This is a genomic window from Niastella sp. sgz303648 (assembly GCF_059587045.1).
Genome location: NZ_JCAPSW010000026.1, coordinates 83,741 through 105,212, shown reverse-complemented (window position 1 = coordinate 105,212; position 21,472 = coordinate 83,741). Strand labels below are relative to the sequence as shown.

The window sequence follows — 21,472 nt, the reverse complement described above, 5'->3', positions numbered from 1 at the left end:
GACTTCTTTATTCGCCTGGTAACGTCAAGGACCGAATGGTTACTGGGAAACAGCGGTTAACTACTTTAGCTATGGTTTTTGGCGGCTTTCATGCCAAAGATGAACGACGTTCTTTTTCAGGTGAATGGTATATTGATATTGATGCTTTTTCAGACAATAACGAAGCTAATATAGTAGTATATAAAAAACAAAAGGAAATATTAAAGGAGGATTTAAAAACATTAGCAACATGCGTAAAAAGAGGGATTATTCCTTTTAAGGATTTTCAAAAGCTTGGCGATTATTTAGAAAAAATAAACGATCAAGATATTTACCCAACAGGTGAATTTCCTGGGAGAGAAATAAGAGATAAGCGAAGTAACTCCATTAAATTTCTTGATAGTATTTATAAAACGTTTCAAATACCCATTGCAGAAATCCCAGAATCAGTTGATTTAGGCGCGGTATGCGAAATCTTTGATGTATTAAATACAACTGGAACAAAAGTTTCTACATTTGATTTAATTCATAATAGGCTTTTTAGCGAAAGTGCCGGTAGTTTCCTTTTGAGAGATAATTTTAAAAAATATAGCGACCTTAACAGTTTTGGCTTGCTTTGTGATGATAGTAGGCAAGAGTTTTTATGTCAAGTTGTAACGGGATGCTATATATTAGAAAATGAACCCACAAAGAGTAATAGTAAGGAAATCGTTTCAAGTATAAAGGGAAAAGATTTAATAGAAACACCTCTTTCTTTTTACAGTATTTTTGATAATAATGTTGCAAAAATTGATTCTTACACTAGTGACTTATCTTTGAATATATTTAATGCAGATTTTAGATTAAACGAAATTCCTTATCCTGCACAAATTGTTTTGTATTTATCTCTTAGATGGAATTTGGAATTTCGACTACAAACTGATTATTATACCATTGAAGAACTAAATAAAGTCTATAAAGCATTTTTTTGGAGAAATACACTAACTAATAGATATGACCAGGGATTTTTAACACAGTTTACAGTTGATTTGAAATTCTTAGATGAAATTTTGAAAAAACATATTATTAACAGAGAAAAAGAGTGGGTAAAAAAGATAAATGAAGACATTGAAGCTTTCTTTGGATCTGATTTTAAAGCAAAAACAAAAGAAGACCTTATTGGATTAGTGAAGAATGGAGAAACAAAAGGCGCACTCGCACAAGGAATTACTTTATTAATTAATTCTCGTGCTAAAAATGATTTAATTGACGGGGGAAGATTAGATAGGTTTATTGAAAAAGGGAAAAAAGTTCAGTTGCATCATATCTTTCCAAAGGATTGGTGTAGGCATAATAAGGGTGCCCATAGTGCATTGGAGCACATTTCTGAAAACAATTTTGCAAATCTTATGCCTCTTACAGCCAATTCAAATAATAGTTGGAAAGCAAATTCGCCAAGCACGGCAATAAAGAATTTTAAACTCGACTTTAATTCAAATATTGATAAATTCGAAGCCGTTTTTATTGATTTAAATGCCTACAAAGCTTTGGTAAAGGATAATGTTGAAGAATTTTGGGGTTTACGTGCAGATAAAATTGCAGACGAACTTTACAAACTTCAATTTATTAAATAGCAATCAAAGTATTTGGTTCCCATGCATATCATACCCTTTGAAAATATTTCTACGGAAAATTTTTATTGTTCCTGGAAAGTTAACCTCTGTTATTTCAATCATGCCTATTAAATTACTTCCTTAAAATAAAAATTATAAATACTAAAAGTATTAAAAGCATCAAGATAGAAGCCCCACTAGGGTTTGTACATTCCAATTTTATTCCAAGAAAGTTGAAATTGAACTTTTCATTTTTACGCATATGATATATTATTTATCATGCGAAAGTCCAATTAAGTATAACGACTTATAAGGTCAACGGGATAAGACCTTATAAGACCTTATAATTTTGCTGGATATATTTTGCAGCTTTCGCTTTGTAATCCTCGGAAGTTTTTGACCAGTCAATTTTAGATTTCACTTTTAGGTTAATTTTAGATGCAACAGCTTTTATTAAGGAGTCCAAACTTTGATTTGGTAAAATATTGGTTTCCCTTAATGCCTCTACAACACCCCTAATAGCCCCTTTTCTACGTTCCCCAAGAACAGAATTTCCATTTTCAGTAATTCCCAAACATTCTACCAATTGTAAAATGAATTGCATTTTCGTTTCTGGAATCAAATCCATAGATGGTTTGGGCGATATTGAAGCCTCGTTCTGTTTTTCATTAGTTTTGGAGAATTTGAAATTATTTGCAAAGTTCATTGTATTTTCTGCATTCCTTTTTAGAGCGTTACCATAATGCTGGCTACGATTCGTAATTTCTTTTATAGTGTCATGGTATTTTGAAAGTTGGCTAAAAGCAGCTTTAGAGGAGACATCAATTGATATATACATTTTTTGTTGCTTTTCTTCTTTAAGCCACTTATAAAATTTTGCCAACTCTATTGCATGTGCCATACTCAATATAGAATAAGTTCCGGAATGATTAGCGCCGTTAAAATAAGTTTCAATTTGTGTGATTAAATCTTTTATCCATTTTTGGATGCATACGTCTTTTACTTCGTCAGTTAGAAAGTGTTGTTTATTCTTTTCTAAATAATTTGACAATTTTATTTCGTACCATTCTTTCAATGCATAGAAATGAGGTATAACGTTAAAGCCTATTTTCAATTTCTCTGCCTCATCATGACTTAACCAATATTTATAGTATGCATCCAATCCATTTATTTTTGTTACGTCCTTATCATTCTTTATTAATTCCAGAATATTTCCAGCTTCTTCATAATAGTTATGCCTGTATTCGTCCCTTATATAATATTTATCATAAAAATTTGCCCACGCATTTCCAATTTTAGAATTCGATGGAATTTCAAAATATTGAAATCTATCAACGCCAAAAGCTCCTTCATAAACCTTATACTGTTTTTTTTCGGGTACCACTTTTAAGTATGGGTGTACTGCACCTCCCTTAATATTAAACTTTGTTGGATCGATTTCCATGAGTTTTAAATAAAAATTTGAAATTAATCAATATATAAAGTTAATTATATTTTGTTTTGTCGGCTCCATCTATTAACGGCTGCCCCCAAAATAATAGGGTTTACCTATCCTGGAAGGTATAAAAAATGCCCCCTGTAATAAGCAGGAGGCTGATTAATTGTTCCAAAATAGAGAACGGTTAAAAATAATAAGAAAAAAATGTCTTAATGATCAGATCATTTTTAGGCAGTTGGTTCGGTTGATTTTTCTACAAGCTCTTTACATACGTCTTGTAATAACTTTAGTTTCTCAAAGAATACAGTAAGGTCGTTTTCATTTACGGCATAGTTGTTTTCATACCTGGATTCTAAATATGCTTTTTCCAGGAGATATGTAAGGCGTTTTTCTTCTTCAACATCAGGTGAAAAGATAGTGCTCAGTTGTGGAGCGCAACGCCTGGTATGTTTCTTTAGGGAATGTATGTCATGCGTCCGCTTATCATATCCATTCAAGCTCATTAAAACCCCTCTATAGGTAAATTCTGTTGCTTGATGCAGTAAGAAGGGTATTATTTTGCCGGGGTGTCGTTGGTGCAAATATTCTGCGCAGGAATAGAAGTTTGTTGCTCTTTCAAAGTGCTGAGAAAATATTTCCCGTGCTTTTTGTTTCATTTCCTGTACTGCTTCATATGAAGTTATTGGGAAAGTAACTACTTTATCATCATAAACAAGATTTTCAGCAGTAAAATTTAAAGTATAAAAAATGTGCCCGCTCCTAAGCGCCCCCAATACAACGCCTTCATTATGCAGGGAACAAACAACCCTACTTTCTTTTAGGTAGGGTATTTCTATAATTGGTTCAAGTTCTGTAAAGGGAATATTGTTTTTGTTAGGAATTACGAGAAGCAGGTCTATATATTTTTCGGTTGTGTCGCCTTTAATACTCCTGTTCTCCACCCTGTATATTTTTGTTGGGGCGACAGTCGTAACCAAAAATTGGATAATTGGCTTCAACGTATCTGCTGTTTCCGGTATTTGTTGAATTATTGTCAATAACCGTTCCTTCCAGTCTTTTATATCCCTATAGTTTTCATCTTCATTTAAAAAGATATTAGTGTGGTACTCTATTTTGTTATGTTGACCGTAAATGTGCATAAGAAATGTTTGTTGTTGTTTTTAATTAGGCGTTTTCAATATCATTTGGGGTGTCCACTACATTATGCAGTTCATCGAAAAGTTGCACTACGTAATCATGAAACATTAATTTTTCTGAATGCTCTTTTGGGGCTGCAACTTCAGCGGTGTGATGAACCCAGCCTGAATAAAACTCTTGCATCATGGCTTTTGCTTGTATTAATGGATTATTTAAGAAAAAGTATTCAATAGATACTCTGGCATCGGTTTCTCTTTTAGTTTCTTCTTTGCCATTACGGAAAATATTTTCTTCATTTTCGCTATTCAACAAGTAAGCTGCTTCTATTAGGCCATGTATACATTGATACTCTATTAGTAAACAGGAACGGCCTAAGCCTACTTTATAAAAGTCATCGTTTGAATTAGCACCATCTAACCAGTCCCATAATTCCATTCTACAGTACTCCCAGGCATACGACCTGCAAAACTCCTGTATCACAATCTTCGGTGGTATGGAAAGGTCAGTTTCTGCCATAGATTTTTGTTGTTGGTCGCCGGTTTGCTCAATGATCTTATTGGTTTCATTAATGGCGTTTAATGCTTCTAATAATGGTAAAAGGGAATCGTAAAATTTAAGTAGACCGATTCGCCGATGCCCTTTTTCATAAGCGCTCATTTCATTTCCGATAGCAGCCTGTAACACCTTCCATAAGCTACATATATAATTATCGGACGAAGACCAGGTAAATGCTACTCTCAACACACCTGAAATATTTTCTTTGACATTTCGCAGTAGCCGAAAATCATCATCAAAAGGCAGTAAGGGGTTTTTGATGGGTTGAGGAGAATTTATTTCCTGCTGAATGGTATCATTAGTTGCTTCCATAATTGTTAAGAGTTGTATAAGTGAGGTAATGGTTATTTTTTTGAGGGAATAATTTCAAGCCGGTAATTATTAGAAAGCGGTTCTAAATATTCCTTTTCAAATTCACTAAAATGTTCTTTAAAGACAGTAATACAATTATTGTGTCTGCGCATCCATTCCGTAATACCAATATCCTTTAAAGAGGAAAGCATGTACAGGGATTTGTCTTTGCAAATGAAGAAGGTTGATATTGCATCGAAATGTCGAAGCGTATTCCCTTTAATAGAAACCTTCATTTCTAACTGATAAAATGGCCCGTTATCAATCAATTGGAAATGCAGATAAGGTTTTTCTCTCGAAAGGTATATACGCTGTAGCCTACCTTTTTGCGGTCTATTCTTTAATTGAACTTTGTGATAAAAGTTATACCGGTATACAAATGGTTGATGACGCAATACTGGTATAGCTTTATTCCAAAGATTGAAAATATTAACTGCACAATTGGTTTGTTCTATGTCACATGTAATTATTGAACCACTTTGATTTTTAGCTTCCAACCACATGTCAAGGCATAGAGAATTTAACTCTTTCTGTTCATTTGTTAAATAGGCATCGTATTCGTTGAGCGGGGCGGTAATGAAATTGTAAAATCCTTTTATATCGGTTCCTGCCTTGTTAAGTATCCCCACACAGGGTAGCAAAAAAGGGAAATATTTATCTCTGGAAGAATAAAGTATAATGTAAGTAAGATCAGTAAGCCGCATCATTTCCTGTTCAACTGTTTCCTGTGGCAAATTCAATACACCATGTAAATTGCAGTCGCCTATTTTATCCGCTATTTTATAAATAGTTCCTAGCGTATGCGCTGGCTGTATATATAGCCCTGTAGTAGTACGCTTTACCTTAAAATGTCTCTTATTAGCTAAAGCAATTTCAACTAAACCATTTGATATAAACCGTTTAAAATAGTCAGTATTCTCAAACAGGATTAATTTTTTCAGTGTCTGGAAGGTGTGGATACATAAGGTTTGAACCGGTGAACCACAGGAGCATGAAATATGCAACTTATATGGCTCAATTTTTACAGTCATTTCATAGGATTCTTCATCTGAAATGCGGAGTTTTAATATTTGATCAGTAAGGGAGACAAACTTAATTGTTGGATAAGACCAGTTACGTTTTTTCTGTAAACTTTCGTCAACCTGTTTTTTTAGACCTTCTGCGATTAGTTCATACGGTTCATCATCCAGGTGAAGCATAAAAGGGTTAGAAGCAAAGCGCTCTTGTTTCGTTTTTTTATTTGCAGGCATAGAACAGGCATTAAGACAATTAATTAATTGCTTTTGGAGAGAATTAAACCAGTAGGGGACAAGAAAAAAGCGAAGCAGGAAAAATTAATTTTCCATGCTCCGCTTACATGACCTTCACGGTGCTTCTGTGTTATTCAAATGAAAAAAAAGTGTAAATCGAAGTTGAAAACCTGAAAATAGAAGGGAACGCCGTATATTCGGCATTGAAAGCAATTCAACTGGCTTTTTCCTGCCTTTGCAGGAAAACTGACTGGGTAAGTAAGACACTAAAAAGCCCCAATAAAAGCCCTTTAGTTGCTTAGTAAGTTTAACGTCCATATTGCTACAAGTTATTAGGGCGTTAAAACCGCTGGTTCATAGCAATATGTTCCTTAAAGATAAAAAAAACTATTTTGCATAAAAAAAATTTTCTGTGAAGACTTCTATAACACATTTACCAAAAGACAAACAAGAGGAACTAAAGAGTATAACCGACAGTATTGTTCAACTGGTTCGCCCGGAAAAAATCATTCTGTTTGGAAGCTACGCAACTGGTAAATGGCAGGAAGATGTACACATGGAAGGACATATAACCTATGAGTATATTAGTGATTATGATTTGTTAGTAGCAACCAGGCAGGGAGATAACAGACCAGAGCATCAAATACAGGAGCTGGCAGAAACAAAATCGCAGCCTTTAACCTCAATACCTGTTAATGTTATTGTACATGGCATTGATTACGTGAACCGGCAAATAGAAGAAGGGCAATACTTTTTTACAGATATAAAGAAAGAAGGTATTTTACTTTATGATGCAGGAAGTGTTGAACTTGCTGAGCAAAAGGAATTATCGGCAACAGAAAGAAAAAAAATAGCTCAACGGGATTTTGATATTTATTTTAGTAATGGAAAAGATTTTTTAGCACATAGTATTTATGGTAAAGACGTACTGCATTCTTTAAAAGTTTCGGTTTTCCTATTACATCAATCAGCCGAAGGATTTTACAATACCATGATATTGGTGTATACAGGGTATAAACCAAAGACACATAATTTAGGCAAGCTGTTAAAAATGAGTAGGGAATTTTCGCCTGAATTATTGACAGTGTTCCCGAATAATTCAAAAAACGAAATCCATTTATTTACTTTACTGAAGAAGGCATATGTTGATGCCAGGTATAACGATAAATACGTTATAACCGAAGAAGAGCTGACCGCTTTGATCGAAAAAGTAAAAATGTTACAGGATATTACCGAAAGGGTTTGCAAGAGTAAAATTGCATCTATCAAATAATGTCACTTATTGCTACTATTTTAAGGTATAACAGGAACCTGTATGGTATTTGCATATGTAGTTCCTGCCTTTCAAAGATAAAAACCGGCAAAAATCCCGTTCGGGAGCGTTTATTTTAACACTATCCCCGTTTTTTTAATACAAGTGTATTCTATTCCCAATTACTCCCTTATAAATTAGTTAAAATCCTAACTGCTGCACAAATGCTCCACAATTATTTTTAAATTACTGTTGTATCGTCCTGAAATAAGTTTACACGTTGGTTTGTTAATCCGGGTGTAAGTTGACACCCTATTTCTTAATCCTGATATCGGTTGTCAGGGGTATTTCTAAGTCCTGTTTTTGGTTTACAGGAAGTCCAAATGTAACCCCTTAGATTTGCATAATCAAGTGAAGCGGACTACAGCTCTGCTGAGGAGCAACTGTAGAAGGAATAGCTTGATCCGATAGCGTAATGCTATTTATACCAGCTCCTTTATGGTGGCTGGTATTTTTGTATTACGCATTCGGTGATATGCCTTAAAAAACCTTTATTAGGGTTTTCGCTCATTTCGAGACTTCCATTTTTTGGGTAATACACCCTCTTTCTGATGAGCCAGTTCAGGAGTTAGATAATCACAGCTTCCATGAGGACGCTGTTCATTGTATGTTACAATCGCACTTTGGACGGCAGTTAAAGCTTCATCATAATTTCTATATGTTCTGCTTAAACTAAACTCTGATTTTAATATCCCATTCACTCTTTCTGCAATAGCGTTTTCGTAAGGGTCGCCCTTTTCAGTCATACTAATTGATATTTTATTTTGTACAAGTATATCAATATAATCCTTGCAGCAATATTGCAGTCCCCTGTCGGAATGATGTATTAATGCCTTACCTGGCTTTCCAGGAAATACGCCTAATGCCATTTGTAAAGCATTTAAGGGGCCTTCCTTTTCAAGTGTTGGATATAGGCAATAACCAACGATTTTGCGAGAATAAGCGTCCGTTATAAGACTCAAATAACAGTAGTTATTGATTAATGCGATATATGTTATATCACTTACCCAGAGCTGATTTGGTCTGGTAACGGAAAGATCTCTTATCAAATTAGGATACTTTCTGAATGGATGCTCAGAATCGGTTGTAGTTGTCTTTCTTTTTCTTCTTCTGCGAACCAGCAAGCCGTAATCAGAAAGCAAATCAAAAAGCTTATCCCGCCCAATTACGATACTGTGTGCTTGCAATTTGCTATCAAGTATAAACTTTAATTTTCGAGTACCTAATCGCGGCATGCTATGTCTCATTTCTTCTACTGTTTTAATAATTATTGCATGCTTTAAAACGAGCTTGTCTTCAACCCATTTGAGTTTATAATGGGCTTGCCTTGTCTTACCAAACAGTCCACAGATTATCTTCCAGCCCAGGTGTGGATAATACTGCTTCATTCGCTTGACTGTTTGGTGCCATACTTTTTTCTGATGTCAAGATTTAACTCATCCTCGGCAATATCTATCATCATTTCCAGACCTGTGACTTTCAGATTAGCCAGTTCGAGCCTTTTCAAAAGTTCCTCATTCTGCTTTTTAAGTACTTCTAATTGCTGTTGTTCTTCAGGTGTCATAGGTGATACTACCGCTATAATTTGGTCTGAAAGTTCGGAAGAAAACCGCTGTATCCATTTTTGAACCTGTGTGTTGCCAAGACCATACTTTCGGCCCAGCTCGTTTATGCTTAAATCTGATGTTTGGTATTCCCGTACCACTGCACGGATGAAGGACATGTCATGGGTAAATCTTCTACCGGCTTTTTTCTTGTTTCCTGTTACTTTTTGCATTGTTTACACTTTTAATGTGTAAACCCTATTCAGGACAAGACATGTAGAACAATTCCAGAAACTATTCCAACCTTATCTCAATATCTCCAGGAATCAAACATACCAGTGGATAAATCAATCTCCAATGTTGCACTGGTACCGGCGTAGGGAAAAATTGAGTACAGCGTTAGTTAAATCAAATTTCATTTGGGCTGACGTTTACTAAAAATTTATGGAAAATAAGCATTCGATTATCAGTGCTTATTAATAAAATGAATCTTTTTGTGAAATTGATTTATTGATTTTACAAAAATAGACCCTCTATGTTTGTCCCTATATAAATGACCCAACCCCATGACCTCTAAAACTATTAATCAGGCCATGATTATCCTTGCGCGGGAATCCCGTGGATGGTCACAGGCAGAATTAGCAGAAAGGATTGGCTTACCACCGGCAAACCTCTCAAAAATCGAAAGGGCTGAGATCGGTATCCCCGAGGATACTGTATTTAAGATTGCTGATGCTACCGTGTTTTTTAACCAATCTGGTAATATTTATCCCCCCAATTTTAACTACCGCAAACGAGTAAATGTTTTTCAAAAGATACTTGCCTCCATAGAGGCCAGGTGCAACATCATGCAACGGCATGTGCAATCCCTGACCAGGGCGTTAAAAAAAGAAGTTCCAAAAATTCCGATATTAGAGACATCCGACGGGCAACAATCTGTTAATAAAGCCGCCGTGAATCAGTGGAGCTGGATATACCAGCGGAGCAACCGAGACTTATGTGGCAGTTTCTTTCTGAATATCGCGTTCTAAAACCGAAATGAGCGTTTTGGAAATTTCGGCTGTTCTTGCTCTTGAAGTAGGCGAATACATAGAATTACACGTATAATTATATAAAAGCACTAACCCCTTATACCCTAACCCATATAAACTCGTGTGTCATGCAAAACAAAACAAATCTCAACGCTAAGAAACTGATTGAAATCAAACCTTACAATGTAAAAGAATTAGCTGCTATATATGGTGTTGATCGCCGTATTATGAGCGGCTGGTTGAAAGAGCATAGAAACGCTATAGGGAAAAAAACTGGTCAATTATTTACAGTGCTTCAAGTAGAGATAATATTTGAACTACTCGGCCTGCCTTCTCAAAAAGAACTAGATGACTGATCAATCATATACTTTAGTGACTTCATCGGAAAGCAGTACTCCATAATTATATAACGCGTTTGATAGACCTAGTTAGGCGTTGCAATTGTGCAACGCCTATTTTATTTGGTTTCACGGGAAACAAAAAATTGTAAATCGTTGCATTAATGTACAATAATGTACGACTATGTACGAGGTTGTACCGAAATTGTCAATAATGTACGAAAGTGTCCAAGTGCGCAAAAGAGGCATCGTATGTTTGTGTTGTCAATGTGATCAACAAACGAAAAAACAAATACAATGAGACAACACAGCAAAAAATTTCAACGCACCTATCAGCCTACGTTAAAAGTTGTTAAAGGTTATAAAGATCAGCAGACGACCGATCTTTCACACCTCGTAGATACCGCCTGGACATTTGCCTATTCTTCTTTATGGAACTGTTCTCTATTCTCTACCAAAGAAATTGATGCCGCTAAAGAAAGTATTCGGGAGTTCCTACAACTTTCAAAAACGCCCTGCACGGCATTTCTTAGTTTTTGCCAGAGGGTGTTGCTGGCAAGGTATTACCTGGACAACGGTAATATCCTGCCTTCTGTTTGGCTCGACCGAAAAAATGGAAATGGCTTTGCAAGTACCAAACAATGGTATAATGAGATCAAAACTGTACGTGAATCACTTCCACTTTACAAAACAGAAATAAAGGCGCTGGCTGAGGCGGTACTTGAATACAGTGAGGAACCTACTCCGCAGAACTTCTACTACTGGAAAAACTATTTTATAGAGAAGCAAACGCCCGGATTATTAACGCTTTTTCAGGTATACGCCTCTAATCATCTTTATTCAATTTGATCTATGTCAGCACGACCTCCTAAAAAATACTTTGATGAAAATGGGCTCCTGATTATTAAGCCTTATCGTATGAAAGACCTCTGCACGATTTTCGATCTGAATTACAGGACTATGAGAAGTTGGATAGAGCAACATAAAAAAAAGATTGGTAAGAGAAAGGGACAATATTTTAATGCAGAGCAGGTGAGCTTCATGGTAGGCAGGTTTGGTATGCCCTATTATATTAATAACAAAAAAGAGATTTTTTAACAAGTCCAATTTTCTTTGGAAAACCGGGCATAAAAAAAGCGTATGAAAGACTATTTCCACGCCGACAATCCATCCAGCAGCATATTCCTTACCGGTTGCATTTTGCTTGCCAACATGGATGTCGCCGGGCTTTTAGACTATGCTTTTAAGGCTGCTATTGGCGGCGCTATCTGGCTGGGTTATAAACTCACTGCCGATTACATAGATCGAAAAAGACGCCCAAAGCAATGAATACACTAACAAAGGTACTGGCGGGAACCGCGATCGGTGCAGCAGTCATAGCCGGGTACCGCTACTTTAGAGCGCTAAAGAAAGCGAAGGATTACCTGCTTGCAATCCCACAAGTGAAATTGCATTCTTTAAGTTTGACCGGGTTGGTTATCCGTATTGATGTAACACTTAAAAATCCCACCACGGCCAGCTTTAAAATCAAATTTCCTTTTGTTGAGATCAAGTATAAAAATGCGGTGATCGGAACCTCGCAGGTGATCAATAAGGATATAACCATTCCTAAATATGGTGAGGCAACGATTGAACAGATTATGGTTACCATTCCGCTGACAAGTGTTTTTTCTGTAGCCATCTCATTGGTGAAGGCATTAAAAAACAAGGAACCTGTAAAGGTAAGCGCCACGGTTAAAACCATTATTAACCTGGGATGGACGAAGCTCGATTATGAAGACACACAGGAATTACCATTGAAGACATAAAGACGATAATCCGTATCCTATGGAAGCTACCAAAAAGAGAAATATAAGAAGCGGTGTTGAATATGACCGGTATTTCCCTCCGGCTGATGCAAAGGTGTTTACTGTAAAAAGAAATGCTACACTACCAGATACCATTGCGCTTATTCCCAAAGTGGTGTACCAGACACTTTCTCAAACGGAAGCGATAGCGCAGGTTTTAAAGAGAGATTCAGTTTATGATACCTGTAGAGAGATATGGTATTTCGTGTACTGGCATATTCAATATAAAAAAGACAAAAGGGGCTATGAACAGATAAGAAGCCCGGCAAGAACCTGGCACGACAGAGGGTCAGGGGTAGATTGTGATTGCTATTCTGTGTTTATATCCAGTATCCTGAACAACCTGGGCATTCCACATATCCTAAGAATCACCCGGTATAGCGCGGATTTCTTCCAACACATCTACCCCGTCGTGCCTCTTAAAAACGGAACAACCATAACGGTTGATTGTGTGACCAATCAATTTGATTTTGAAGTACCATACAGTGAAAAAAAAGATTATCCTATGGATTTACAGTATTTGAGTGGTTTTGACAGCGAACCGCCGTTGCAAGGAGGTGGTGATGGAATGGATGAACTTGGCAAGATCATCCGGCGCAGCATGGCCGCTAAACGAAGCGGCGGTTTAATGAAACGGATGAAAGCGACAGCCGCCAGTAACGGTAGCCAGTCGCCTGCTTCATCTTCCGAGCCGTCCGACCCTCCTGTTAAAAAGAAAAAGAAGAAATTTTTTGGAAAGCTACTCAACAAGATCAATAAAATTAATCCCGCCACGGTGTTATTGCGCAATGGGATACTGGCCGCGATGAAGCTGAATATAATGAACGTTGCCAAAAGATTGCGCTGGAGCTATCTTTCACAGCAACAGGCAGCACAGCAAGGTATCGACCCCGCCAGGTTCGCCAAACTGGTAAAAGTGCGTGAAAAACTGGAAAACATTTTTTACGGCGCAGGTGGTAAACCGCAGAACTTAAAAAAGGCCATGCTGAACGGCAAGGGTAATAAGGACAAAGCTGTGCATGGCCTGGGCGATATTGATCTGTATGGCGTGGATTATCTGAGTACCAGCACACCGCTTGAACAGTTATTAGGGCCGGACATTTACCACTCAGAAAACATTGAAGGCATGGATGGGTTTCAGGGGTTGGGTGAACTGGGCGAACCGGTTACGATGGCATCCGTGACCGCAGCAATGGGTGTGATCACCGGTATTGTTGCTTCGCTAAAAAAGATCGGCGACATATTTAAGGGCAACGGAAAAGGTTCGGGAGATACTAGCGAAGAAAAGACCGATGCGGCTGAAACCAATCCACCCGCTGATACCGGGCAATCGGCTACGCCAAACCAGGGGGATGCGGCCCCTCCTTCTGACAACAATGCAAATGATAAACAGGCTGCGAAGCAGCCAGCCACTCCATCCCGGTTTGCAGCAAGAATGACAACGAACCAACAAGCGGCCACCGCTTCCGACAATAGTAACGCTGATGAAGCACCCGCTTCTAAGCCAACTACCCAATCTGCAAATACTGACAGCGATAGTAGTGATCAGGATTCAACGGATGAGGATAATGATGCGTCTGCATCTACCCCCGCACCGGTTACTCAAAACTTGCAGGTACAAAAAGTAGCTACGCCAATACCCGACAAAACAGAAAACAAAAACGATAACAGCGGCCCGGATGATAAAAAATCATTCTGGCAGAAAAATAAAGGTTGGATTAAGCCGGTAGCTATTGGTGTTGGTGGCATTGGGTTGCTTGTAATTGTTTCAAAACTAATTGGACATCATAAACCACAAAATAATAATTCACCTGGCCCACATCTTTCCGGCACAGGCAACGGTAAAAGAAAAAACTATCAACGAAAGTCAAAATCAAAAAAACAAAAGAAATCACCTGTAGCTCTCATGTAGGCTATCCCTTTAATCTTTCACTCTTTAAAAATTCAATATGGCTAAGAAAAATCAATATGCCCGGCATGCCCGTAAAAAGCATTTCCTCGAAGGCTTTGCCGATGGGTTTGACGCAAAGGGCAATGTAAAAAACACGGTATTTGAAACCGGCAAAGATCTTCTGGTAGGTGTACTGGGCGGTGGCCTGGTGGGTTCAGCAATCGGCAAACCATCGCTGCTGGTTGGTATCCTTACTACCGGTATTGGTCACTACTCCGGCAACCGGCTGGCCCAACTGTTTGGGCTTGGTTTGATGGCTTCCAATGGTTTTCAAAAAAATGCTTCAGTAAATGGTGTTGACGGTATGGATGGCATGGATGGTATAAAAGATCGCGTCCTCGCTTACCGTGATTCATTCGCACAGAAATTTTATATCGACAAGTTTCTAAAGAAAAAGACAGCTACAACTACTGTAGGCGCTATACCTGGAACGGAGGATGTTGGCGATGTTCAATACTTTAATTACGGCGACAGCATGGGTGATCTGGCGGCACTCGATGACATTGAGCAACAGTTGGCCGATAGCGCGCTTGCATACCAACAGCAAATTACCGGCCCTGATCTGGAACTGGTGGGCGATCTGGAACCAGTAGGTGAATTGGCCGATGTAGAAGAACGCCTGTATTAGTAATTAGATCATCTGCCACGAAACAATACTATTCATCGTAAAAAAATTAAAATCATGTTAGGAATATTTGAAGGATTGGAAGAATACAACAACAGCGGTGCATTGATAGGGCTGGATGCTATTGATGATACCGAACTACTGGGTGCTCTTAAACGAATGAACCCGATAAAAAGGCAAAGAACCATAAACAAGTTATCTAACACGGGTACACCGAGCCGTGGTTCGCGTGCAGAAATGGAGAAATTCTTCGCTGAATTGCCTGCACATATCAAAGAAGGTTTAGGCAATGGAACACTCAGATTGTGCGATTCCCTGATTTACTCCATTAAGCCGGTAAACAGTAAAACGATCAAGATGTTCGAGCCGCAGGATGACCGGATGATCGGATTACGGAACATTTCAAATGCGAAGTTGCAAAAAAATCAGGTGTTGTTGGTAAGTGGCCTGGTGTTACTTGCCGGTACCTCTGCCGATGCGACTACAGATAACGTCATGGCCACCGATTATAAGTCAGTTGAAAGTTTCCCGGCCATTATCAACGGTGAAATTGATCTGAAAGCCAATAAAAAGATCATTCTTCCTGAAACCGGCAACTATGTATTTAAGACAAGTAACATGCACTTTGTTCCAATGGGTTACTATAAACTCGCAAACCCCAGGCTTATAGAAGATGATGTGCCCATTGAGCTGACCATTTCTTTGGGTTCAACGACTGGTATTGCGGCAAATACTTACATATACGCAGCCCTGCACGGAACGGGAACCACAGCTTAGGCTTTTCATGTAGATAGGGGTTTTCATGCTATGCGGGTTGGCCCCGTAAGGCCACCCGCATTTTAAAAAAAATTGTATGCGTAAACGAATAAAAAAACGCTTTGATATTGCCGTACCAGGGAGCGGTGGCATAGTGTCACAAACCTTTGACCTGGACAAAAACATTGTACTCATTCATGGTTTGCTGCTCACTTCCTCACGAGATGACCTGATGTATTACCGGGGTTCGCAAAGAATTGAGATCAACCGGGACGAAGTTTTTCCCGAAGGATACGAAAGCAAGCTGCTCATGTCAGGCATCAATGTAAGTCCCAATGACAGATATTACAATTTAGGTGGCAAAGAGCCTGGAAACTTCAAAGTGAAAATTGACTATACCGATACCAATACGCCGGTTATTGCTTTTGACCCGTATCGAGTGTCAATTTACCTGGACTGTGAAATAGAAGAAGTATGATGAAGCAAGAAGCCATAGTACAAACGCTGTTTATAAGTCTGATAGGCCAGCGGGTATATTTTCAAATGCGGTTGCCTCGTGACACGGTGCGAATTGTAGGGCTGGAATATGGCGCTATTAAAACAGCAGGCGTGCCAATAATTAATATGGTACTTAATAATGGGGCTGAATTTCAGATGCCGTCAGGTAAACTAATCGGTAGACTTGCCCTGCAAATTCCAGGTAACGAAGGCGTGTTTTGTCAGGTGGATTGTATGGAAGACATAAATATGGCAGGCAGTGAACTCTACATCGCTAACCAGTGGCAACCGGCCATATACACGCATAAACGCAAAAACGAAGAATTGTCTCTTAATGTAAGCGGTAATGCTGCTTTTGTTGAAGGATATTTTGTTGATAGCTGGGGCGTGGGTGCATACCTGTCACTGGAATACACGTTTCACTTGTATTTGTGGATAGAAAAATGTGTGCCATGACCATCAATCTTGCTTTAGAATACATACCCAAAAGGATGTGTGAATTGAACATTCACAGCTACCATTTACGGTTCAGGCACTTGCATTTAAAACCGGGTGAACAACAAGAACTCGCCGCACATACACAACTTTTTTACCTGGTAGAACCGCCGGGTGATATTCGGGTGGAAAGTGATGTGGGGCTGTTTGATTTGACCGAAACCCTTACGGGTGAATTGCAGTATGAACACCGTGGTAAATTAACTATAACCAATCTTTCTGCTTTTTTTAATCATGTTCGATTTATTCAAGTAATTCCTAAAATCTAATCCCTATGCCAGTAACCAATGACAAATTTGATCAGCTCAAAATTGATAAACTCAAACACCTTTTAGAAGATATGGCCGCGAAAGGCCAGCCCAGGACATTTGAAATATTTGTCGATAACCTCAAAGTAGTTCCTAAAACGGAAGACCCGAAGGATTTTGATCAGTATGAGTATTATATGAATGAGGACACCGAAAAGATTCGCATTCTTATTTATAACTCTGCGAGTACGCCCCGTAATGATCAGTACTGTTTTTATGTGCAGCAAAATAAACCTGAAAAATCAAGCAGCACGCTTGGCGATATAGATAATATCATTCAGGATAAATTAGATGCACGTGATAAAGAACACGAATACACGCGCACCAAAATGGAATTGGAAGAAACGCAAACAAAACTGGAAGAAGCCGAGCAATACATTGAAGACCTAGAAAACCGGTTGGAAATAGCTTCCAATGATAAATACAAAGTTAAAAACCTGAATCTTTTGGAGTTTGGAGTAGCTGTAATAGGCCGGTTGGCTGAAAAACATGCTGATGTGCTTTCTCAGTTCGGTTTAAGTGGCTTAGCGGGTAATACACCAAAGGAACTTCCTGCCAGTGGGCCGATGGAAGGGCAAGCCAGCTTCCAGAAAAAAGAAGAATCCCAATCGGAGCCACAGGTAAGCCCTGATCTTTTGCCATATCTCTCCACGTTACGGGAAATGGATGCAGCCTTTGACAAGGATGAACTGGTAACAGTCATGCACATCATTGGTAAGTTTTGTGAGGACAAAACGAACCTTAAAAAAGTAGCCGATTTTTTAAACATTCAAACAGTTTAACCATGCAAAAGTATCAGTATGATATAACGATTGAAGCGAAAGAAGAGAGCGATGCAGATCAAAAGATGGCGGCGCTCACCATCTTGGCCTCCAAACTGACGGCCCAGGAACTGAGCAAGCTGGCCCATATTGTAAAACACGACCCGGTAAAAACCGCTTTAGCCAAAAAGTACCTGGGCGTTTAACTGTTAATCCTTATCCTGATTAATCCTTATCCTATTGATTAACCTTTCAATCCTTATTCTATGAATAATCCTTCCACCCATACCGACGATAGTTTTACCCTTAAGGAAAAGATCGGCTACACGTTACTCAGTGTAGTGGTATTGGGTGGAAGTTTTTTTATTGGTCGCAGCCTGATAAGAAAAGCCGTGTCAAACAGTGAAGAAAAGAAATCCTTTCAGGAAGGCAGTGCGGCTGACTACGCCCAACGGCTGAAGATGGCTTTTGAGAACAATGGCTGGCCGGGCACTGATATGGATGCGGTAAGATCGGTTATACTGTCAATTCCCAGCAAAGAAGAATTTAAGAAAGTAATCAATTCCTATGAAAAATTGTATAAAGGCAGCAGTTTGATGCGGGATTTAAAAGACGAATTGAAAACCACTGAGTATAACGAAATGCTTGCCATTCTTGCTGCAAAACCCGATCGCGGCAATACCCTTACTACTGCGCGTTTATCACTGGCACAATATCAATCCTGGGCAAAAAGATTGAAAGCTGCATTTGATATTACCTATGGCATATTCCCTGGAACGGACGAGCCGGCCATCAAAGCGGTTTTTATGGAGATACCAACGCAAGCTGCTTTTCAACAGGTAGCCCTTGTTTATAAAAGCATGTATGGTAATGATTTGATTAGCGACCTGAAGGGTGAACTGGAATTTTGGGAGTATGGCCCGATGATGTCGATCATTAGTAATAAACCTAAAGCATAATCCGAATTTATGAATGCACACAACGCTCCTAATAAACATCAAGCGAAAAAAATCATTCTTACTACCGTTGCGGTTGGCGCTGCCGGAATACTTGGCTACTTCGGTTGGCAATACTACAAAAAGAAAAAAGGTAACGGCGCTGGAAGTACTGGTACCGATGCCGATACCAGTAATCTGGATAATCTATTAAAAACCGGTGCTGACAATGCAAGCGCCAGCATCAATTTTGATGAAGCATCATCAAACGTGGTAGCATCAAAACCATTACCTAAAGGAAGTTCTTCCTCACCTGCTAAAAAAAGCAGTACAGATGCTGCGGCATTTCCTTTAAAGCGGGGAAGCAAGGGGGAACAGGTGAGGCAGTTGCAGGAAGCACTGATCAGCAAGTATGGTAAATCCATTTTACCGAAATATGGTGCCGATGGAGACTTTGGTTCTGAGATGGCGGCAGCCCTTAAAAAATTGGGTTTACCTGCCAGCATTGACCAAAGCACTTTCAATGTACTTACGGAATCTTCATCAGGCAGTGGCTCCAGTTCCTCCCTGGGTACCGAACTCTTTAACGCGGTCTTTAACCGGGATTTTAATAAGGTAATGTCGTTACTTAAAAAGATGAAAACGAAAGACGACTATGTTTCTGCCAATGAAGTGTTCAAAACCTACCGGCTGGGTGCCGTTCGCCAAACCATAGTTAATGCGTTACTAAACGTATTTAACAGTGCCGATCAAAAGCAAAAGATCAAGTTTGAACTATTACGCATTGGCTTGCAATATGACGGCAACCAATGGAGCCTGTCTGGTATTGGTGGTGTAGCTATCATTACCATTATTCCTACCTCCGTTTGGATGAATGCTAAACAATGTGTACGTGTTCCTGCCCGTATGGTACTTGGCAATGAGATCAGTAGGCGATTGGGCTACACATTATTTGAAAACCGTGGCAAATACTTTCTTGTTCCCACCAAAGCAGTACAATATTTATAACATTTAAAACCACATTCCTATGCTTGAAGTTTTGCAGGCTACCCTTTTACAAAAGAGGTATAAGACCTTCTCGCGCCCTAACGAACTTAATATTGTTGGCATTCGCGCAGATAGCACTACACCCAACAGCTTTGATGACCTGATATGCGTGTTTTATAAAACCAGTAGCGGAGAAACACAATTGCACAGTTTTAAAGCAACTACAGACCCCGGAACCTTTTGGCTGGAAAACCCACTGAATCCACAGGGTACAGCCATTCTAAAGCAGGGCCAATACATTAATTCCCATATGATCGGGATGCACCGGGGTAAGTACCTGGCACTGGTTCAACAAAGACCGGTTACTGTGCTACGTGATTATGATCGTAAGGCAGTGCTTGATTTTTTGAACGGTAAAGAAGATACCGGACTGTTTGGTATCAACATTCACCGGGCTGCTGAAACCGGCACCACAAAATATATAGACAAATATTCTGCGGGATGCCAGGTGTTTGCCAGTGCCAGCGACTTCCAGGTATTCATGCAGCTATGTGATCGGCATAAGCAGCTATACGGGAATAACTTCACTTATACTTTAATAGATCAGCGGGCACTGACGCGTGAATCAAAAAAAAATTAGTGTTCAGTTTGACCGGTATAACAGTTGGTGCTGCCACTGCATATTTCACTTATCACCTTTTAAATGATTAATCTTATGCAAATGCTTTTAAAGCAACTACTCAAAGATAAAAACGGCAGTTACAGCCTTCGGGAAGTTGCCGTTGCCATATTCATCCTGGTAATCATTATCAGTTGGATTGCCCGGCAGTTTTTTAAGTTGGAAGTACCTGAATCCATGTTTTACTCCTTTGTGAGTTTAGTAGGAGCCGGATGCTTTGGCTATTCCATTGAGAAAAAAACAAATAACGAGAACAATTAAAATCCTTTATCCTATGATACCATTCAAAGTAACAGCTATCATTTTTTTATTAGTGGGCCTTACAATAGGCATTTGTTTGTCGGTTTTATTTCAGGGCTGTGGTCACGATGCAGACAATGTTACAACCAAGCCAACTGTAAAACCTTCCGCTATTCAAAAACAGGCGCAGGTTAATGAACAACATTACCAGCAAAAAATTGATTCTCTAAGCGCGAGCAGCCTGCATTTGGAAAAACAACTGGCAACGACCAGGGTTTCGCTTGAAAAAGCAAAGAAAAGGAATACTGAACTGCAAAGGCAGGTGTATGAGTTATTGGATAAGCCAACTGCGGTTACTGATACAGCCGAAGTACTGGCCGATTGTGATTCCCTTAAAGTGAAAGTTGAAGATTTAATCGCTTCCAGTAATGAGAAGGATAGTTTACAGGAGGTTCAAACACAAAACCTGGAACAGCAGATAAAAGTTAAAGATTCTACCATTGAAACACAGCAGGCAGATTACAAGTCTTTAAAGTCATCATTCAACCAGTCGTTACAGGAACAGCAGACTTTATTAGATCAGAATAATGCTTTTAAAAAGGAAATCAAACGACACAAGCTAAAAAGTAAGCTGGCTTCCATTGGTTTAATTATTCTATCGGGTATAACTGTAGGCTCTTTAATCCACCACTAAACTATGAAGGAAAAAACAATTGTTTCATCTGCCACACTCATCATGTCGCTGCTTGCTTACTGGTATGCCAAAAGTGCCAGCAAAGATGTAGCGCCTTACATCATGCTGGGTGGCTTTTTAGGTTCCATCATTGGAGAAACTATAGTTGAAAGAAATAAAAAATAGTAAT

General features: G+C 38.9%; 28 protein-coding genes. 22 read left to right on the top strand and 6 right to left on the bottom strand.

The features are described from left to right. On the top strand, window positions 1-1,592 hold a 1,592-nt coding region (locus AC59IL_RS37225), incomplete at its 5' end, for a GmrSD restriction endonuclease domain-containing protein (protein ID WP_496557332.1). Window positions 1,593-1,902: 310 nt separating this feature from the next. On the opposite strand, the gene AC59IL_RS37220 is transcribed toward AC59IL_RS37225, so the two are convergent. The 4 genes from AC59IL_RS37220 to AC59IL_RS37205 all read right to left on the bottom strand — a co-directional run bounded on the left by AC59IL_RS37220 (window position 1,903) and on the right by AC59IL_RS37205 (window position 6,302). Beyond that, window positions 1,903-3,015, bottom strand: a complete 1,113-nt coding sequence (locus AC59IL_RS37220; protein WP_496557331.1) for a hypothetical protein — start codon at window positions 3,013-3,015, stop codon at window positions 1,903-1,905. Window positions 3,016-3,236: 221 nt separating this feature from the next. Next, window positions 3,237-4,148 carry a HEPN domain-containing protein gene (locus AC59IL_RS37215; protein ID WP_496557330.1) on the bottom strand — a complete coding sequence of 304 codons (912 nt, stop codon included), beginning with the start codon at window positions 4,146-4,148 and terminating at the stop codon, window positions 3,237-3,239. A gap of 25 nt (window positions 4,149-4,173) precedes the next feature. Continuing rightward, window positions 4,174-5,013, bottom strand: coding sequence for a hypothetical protein (locus AC59IL_RS37210; RefSeq protein WP_496557329.1), 840 nt, complete (start codon window positions 5,011-5,013; stop codon window positions 4,174-4,176). Window positions 5,014-5,045: 32 nt separating this feature from the next. Further along, complete coding sequence (locus tag AC59IL_RS37205; RefSeq protein ID WP_496557328.1) at window positions 5,046-6,302, bottom strand: hypothetical protein; 1,257 nt, start codon at window positions 6,300-6,302, stop codon at window positions 5,046-5,048. Window positions 6,303-6,714: 412 nt separating this feature from the next. Between AC59IL_RS37205 and AC59IL_RS37200 the strand changes: the two genes are divergently transcribed. After that, entirely contained in the window at window positions 6,715-7,575 is an 861-nt protein-coding gene (locus tag AC59IL_RS37200; RefSeq protein ID WP_496557327.1) for a HEPN domain-containing protein, read from the top strand. Window positions 7,576-8,108: 533 nt separating this feature from the next. On the opposite strand, the gene AC59IL_RS37195 is transcribed toward AC59IL_RS37200, so the two are convergent. Together AC59IL_RS37195 and AC59IL_RS37190 are read right to left on the bottom strand one after the other, a co-directional pair. Further along, window positions 8,109-9,002 carry an IS3 family transposase gene (locus AC59IL_RS37195; RefSeq protein ID WP_496557326.1) on the bottom strand — a complete coding sequence of 298 codons (894 nt, stop codon included), beginning with the start codon at window positions 9,000-9,002 and terminating at the stop codon, window positions 8,109-8,111. Then, window positions 8,999-9,391 (bottom strand): helix-turn-helix domain-containing protein, encoded by a 393-nt coding sequence (locus AC59IL_RS37190; RefSeq protein WP_496557325.1) that lies wholly within the window; start codon window positions 9,389-9,391, stop codon window positions 8,999-9,001. Before AC59IL_RS37190 ends, AC59IL_RS37195 begins: the two co-directional genes overlap by 4 nt. 333 nt (window positions 9,392-9,724) lie before the next feature. On the opposite strand from AC59IL_RS37190, the gene AC59IL_RS37185 reads away from it, so the two are divergent. From AC59IL_RS37185 to AC59IL_RS37090, 20 genes are all read left to right on the top strand, one after another. After that, entirely contained in the window at window positions 9,725-10,189 is a 465-nt protein-coding gene (locus AC59IL_RS37185; RefSeq protein ID WP_496557324.1) for a helix-turn-helix domain-containing protein, read from the top strand. A gap of 128 nt (window positions 10,190-10,317) precedes the next feature. Then, complete coding sequence (locus AC59IL_RS37180; RefSeq protein WP_496557323.1) at window positions 10,318-10,545, top strand: hypothetical protein; 228 nt, start codon at window positions 10,318-10,320, stop codon at window positions 10,543-10,545. 279 nt (window positions 10,546-10,824) lie between these two features. Beyond that, entirely contained in the window at window positions 10,825-11,376 is a 552-nt protein-coding gene (locus AC59IL_RS37175; RefSeq protein WP_496557322.1) for a hypothetical protein, read from the top strand. Window positions 11,377-11,487: 111 nt separating this feature from the next. Further along, the gene (locus tag AC59IL_RS37170; protein WP_496557321.1) at window positions 11,488-11,625 is read left to right on the top strand and encodes a hypothetical protein; all 138 of its coding nucleotides are present in this window, start codon (window positions 11,488-11,490) and stop codon (window positions 11,623-11,625) included. A 42-nt stretch (window positions 11,626-11,667) separates the two neighbouring features. Further along, the gene (locus tag AC59IL_RS37165; RefSeq protein WP_496557320.1) at window positions 11,668-11,856 is read left to right on the top strand and encodes a hypothetical protein; all 189 of its coding nucleotides are present in this window, start codon (window positions 11,668-11,670) and stop codon (window positions 11,854-11,856) included. Further along, complete coding sequence (locus tag AC59IL_RS37160) at window positions 11,853-12,335, top strand: hypothetical protein (protein ID WP_496557319.1); 483 nt, start codon at window positions 11,853-11,855, stop codon at window positions 12,333-12,335. Before AC59IL_RS37165 ends, AC59IL_RS37160 begins: the two co-directional genes overlap by 4 nt. A 19-nt stretch (window positions 12,336-12,354) precedes the next feature. Then, window positions 12,355-14,286, top strand: a complete 1,932-nt coding sequence (locus AC59IL_RS37155) for a hypothetical protein (protein WP_496557318.1) — start codon at window positions 12,355-12,357, stop codon at window positions 14,284-14,286. Between the two features lie 37 nt (window positions 14,287-14,323). Continuing rightward, the gene (locus tag AC59IL_RS37150) at window positions 14,324-14,953 is read left to right on the top strand and encodes a hypothetical protein (protein WP_496557317.1); all 630 of its coding nucleotides are present in this window, start codon (window positions 14,324-14,326) and stop codon (window positions 14,951-14,953) included. Between the two features lie 54 nt (window positions 14,954-15,007). Further along, window positions 15,008-15,727 carry a hypothetical protein gene (locus tag AC59IL_RS37145; protein ID WP_496557316.1) on the top strand — a complete coding sequence of 240 codons (720 nt, stop codon included), beginning with the start codon at window positions 15,008-15,010 and terminating at the stop codon, window positions 15,725-15,727. A 76-nt stretch (window positions 15,728-15,803) separates the two neighbouring features. Continuing rightward, entirely contained in the window at window positions 15,804-16,184 is a 381-nt protein-coding gene (locus AC59IL_RS37140; protein ID WP_496557315.1) for a hypothetical protein, read from the top strand. Further along, window positions 16,181-16,660: a hypothetical protein gene (locus tag AC59IL_RS37135; protein ID WP_496557314.1), complete on the top strand. Its 480-nt coding sequence runs from the start codon at window positions 16,181-16,183 to the stop codon at window positions 16,658-16,660. Before AC59IL_RS37140 ends, AC59IL_RS37135 begins: the two co-directional genes overlap by 4 nt. Then, complete coding sequence (locus AC59IL_RS37130; RefSeq protein ID WP_496557313.1) at window positions 16,657-16,968, top strand: hypothetical protein; 312 nt, start codon at window positions 16,657-16,659, stop codon at window positions 16,966-16,968. Before AC59IL_RS37135 ends, AC59IL_RS37130 begins: the two co-directional genes overlap by 4 nt. Before the next feature lie 5 nt (window positions 16,969-16,973). Beyond that, window positions 16,974-17,789: a hypothetical protein gene (locus AC59IL_RS37125; RefSeq protein ID WP_496557312.1), complete on the top strand. Its 816-nt coding sequence runs from the start codon at window positions 16,974-16,976 to the stop codon at window positions 17,787-17,789. A gap of 2 nt (window positions 17,790-17,791) precedes the next feature. Next, window positions 17,792-17,974: a hypothetical protein gene (locus tag AC59IL_RS37120; RefSeq protein WP_496557311.1), complete on the top strand. Its 183-nt coding sequence runs from the start codon at window positions 17,792-17,794 to the stop codon at window positions 17,972-17,974. 60 nt (window positions 17,975-18,034) lie between these two features. Next, entirely contained in the window at window positions 18,035-18,727 is a 693-nt protein-coding gene (locus tag AC59IL_RS37115) for a hypothetical protein (protein ID WP_496557310.1), read from the top strand. Window positions 18,728-18,736: 9 nt separating this feature from the next. Next, on the top strand, window positions 18,737-19,711 hold the full coding sequence (locus AC59IL_RS37110) for a peptidoglycan-binding domain-containing protein (protein ID WP_496557309.1): 975 nt from the start codon (window positions 18,737-18,739) through the stop codon (window positions 19,709-19,711). 19 nt (window positions 19,712-19,730) lie between these two features. Then, window positions 19,731-20,330: a hypothetical protein gene (locus AC59IL_RS37105; protein ID WP_496557308.1), complete on the top strand. Its 600-nt coding sequence runs from the start codon at window positions 19,731-19,733 to the stop codon at window positions 20,328-20,330. Between the two features lie 75 nt (window positions 20,331-20,405). Beyond that, complete coding sequence (locus tag AC59IL_RS37100; RefSeq protein ID WP_496557307.1) at window positions 20,406-20,630, top strand: hypothetical protein; 225 nt, start codon at window positions 20,406-20,408, stop codon at window positions 20,628-20,630. A 13-nt stretch (window positions 20,631-20,643) separates the two neighbouring features. Then, window positions 20,644-21,303, top strand: coding sequence for a hypothetical protein (locus AC59IL_RS37095; protein ID WP_496557306.1), 660 nt, complete (start codon window positions 20,644-20,646; stop codon window positions 21,301-21,303). 3 nt (window positions 21,304-21,306) lie between these two features. After that, window positions 21,307-21,468 (top strand): hypothetical protein, encoded by a 162-nt coding sequence (locus tag AC59IL_RS37090; RefSeq protein WP_496557305.1) that lies wholly within the window; start codon window positions 21,307-21,309, stop codon window positions 21,466-21,468. Window positions 21,469-21,472: the final 4 nt, after the last annotated feature.

Coding starts and splice junctions, on each gene's coding strand:
- AC59IL_RS37125 (WP_496557312.1), top strand. CDS start 16,974: ATGCCAGTAACCAATGACAAATTTGATCAGCTCAAAATTGATAAACTC.
- AC59IL_RS37150 (WP_496557317.1), top strand. CDS start 14,324: ATGGCTAAGAAAAATCAATATGCCCGGCATGCCCGTAAAAAGCATTTC.
- AC59IL_RS37210 (WP_496557329.1), bottom strand. CDS start 5,013: ATGGAAGCAACTAATGATACCATTCAGCAGGAAATAAATTCTCCTCAA.
- AC59IL_RS37110 (WP_496557309.1), top strand. CDS start 18,737: ATGAATGCACACAACGCTCCTAATAAACATCAAGCGAAAAAAATCATT.
- AC59IL_RS37140 (WP_496557315.1), top strand. CDS start 15,804: ATGCGTAAACGAATAAAAAAACGCTTTGATATTGCCGTACCAGGGAGC.
- AC59IL_RS37195 (WP_496557326.1), bottom strand. CDS start 9,002: ATGAAGCAGTATTATCCACACCTGGGCTGGAAGATAATCTGTGGACTG.
- AC59IL_RS37180 (WP_496557323.1), top strand. CDS start 10,318: ATGCAAAACAAAACAAATCTCAACGCTAAGAAACTGATTGAAATCAAA.
- AC59IL_RS37185 (WP_496557324.1), top strand. CDS start 9,725: ATGACCTCTAAAACTATTAATCAGGCCATGATTATCCTTGCGCGGGAA.
- AC59IL_RS37145 (WP_496557316.1), top strand. CDS start 15,008: ATGTTAGGAATATTTGAAGGATTGGAAGAATACAACAACAGCGGTGCA.
- AC59IL_RS37105 (WP_496557308.1), top strand. CDS start 19,731: ATGCTTGAAGTTTTGCAGGCTACCCTTTTACAAAAGAGGTATAAGACC.
- AC59IL_RS37090 (WP_496557305.1), top strand. CDS start 21,307: ATGAAGGAAAAAACAATTGTTTCATCTGCCACACTCATCATGTCGCTG.
- AC59IL_RS37115 (WP_496557310.1), top strand. CDS start 18,035: ATGAATAATCCTTCCACCCATACCGACGATAGTTTTACCCTTAAGGAA.
- AC59IL_RS37220 (WP_496557331.1), bottom strand. CDS start 3,015: ATGGAAATCGATCCAACAAAGTTTAATATTAAGGGAGGTGCAGTACAC.
- AC59IL_RS37155 (WP_496557318.1), top strand. CDS start 12,355: ATGGAAGCTACCAAAAAGAGAAATATAAGAAGCGGTGTTGAATATGAC.
- AC59IL_RS37100 (WP_496557307.1), top strand. CDS start 20,406: ATGCAAATGCTTTTAAAGCAACTACTCAAAGATAAAAACGGCAGTTAC.
- AC59IL_RS37165 (WP_496557320.1), top strand. CDS start 11,668: ATGAAAGACTATTTCCACGCCGACAATCCATCCAGCAGCATATTCCTT.
- AC59IL_RS37095 (WP_496557306.1), top strand. CDS start 20,644: ATGATACCATTCAAAGTAACAGCTATCATTTTTTTATTAGTGGGCCTT.
- AC59IL_RS37130 (WP_496557313.1), top strand. CDS start 16,657: ATGACCATCAATCTTGCTTTAGAATACATACCCAAAAGGATGTGTGAA.
- AC59IL_RS37135 (WP_496557314.1), top strand. CDS start 16,181: ATGATGAAGCAAGAAGCCATAGTACAAACGCTGTTTATAAGTCTGATA.
- AC59IL_RS37215 (WP_496557330.1), bottom strand. CDS start 4,148: ATGCACATTTACGGTCAACATAACAAAATAGAGTACCACACTAATATC.
- AC59IL_RS37170 (WP_496557321.1), top strand. CDS start 11,488: ATGAGAAGTTGGATAGAGCAACATAAAAAAAAGATTGGTAAGAGAAAG.
- AC59IL_RS37120 (WP_496557311.1), top strand. CDS start 17,792: ATGCAAAAGTATCAGTATGATATAACGATTGAAGCGAAAGAAGAGAGC.
- AC59IL_RS37205 (WP_496557328.1), bottom strand. CDS start 6,302: ATGCCTGCAAATAAAAAAACGAAACAAGAGCGCTTTGCTTCTAACCCT.
- AC59IL_RS37160 (WP_496557319.1), top strand. CDS start 11,853: ATGAATACACTAACAAAGGTACTGGCGGGAACCGCGATCGGTGCAGCA.
- AC59IL_RS37190 (WP_496557325.1), bottom strand. CDS start 9,391: ATGCAAAAAGTAACAGGAAACAAGAAAAAAGCCGGTAGAAGATTTACC.
- AC59IL_RS37175 (WP_496557322.1), top strand. CDS start 10,825: ATGAGACAACACAGCAAAAAATTTCAACGCACCTATCAGCCTACGTTA.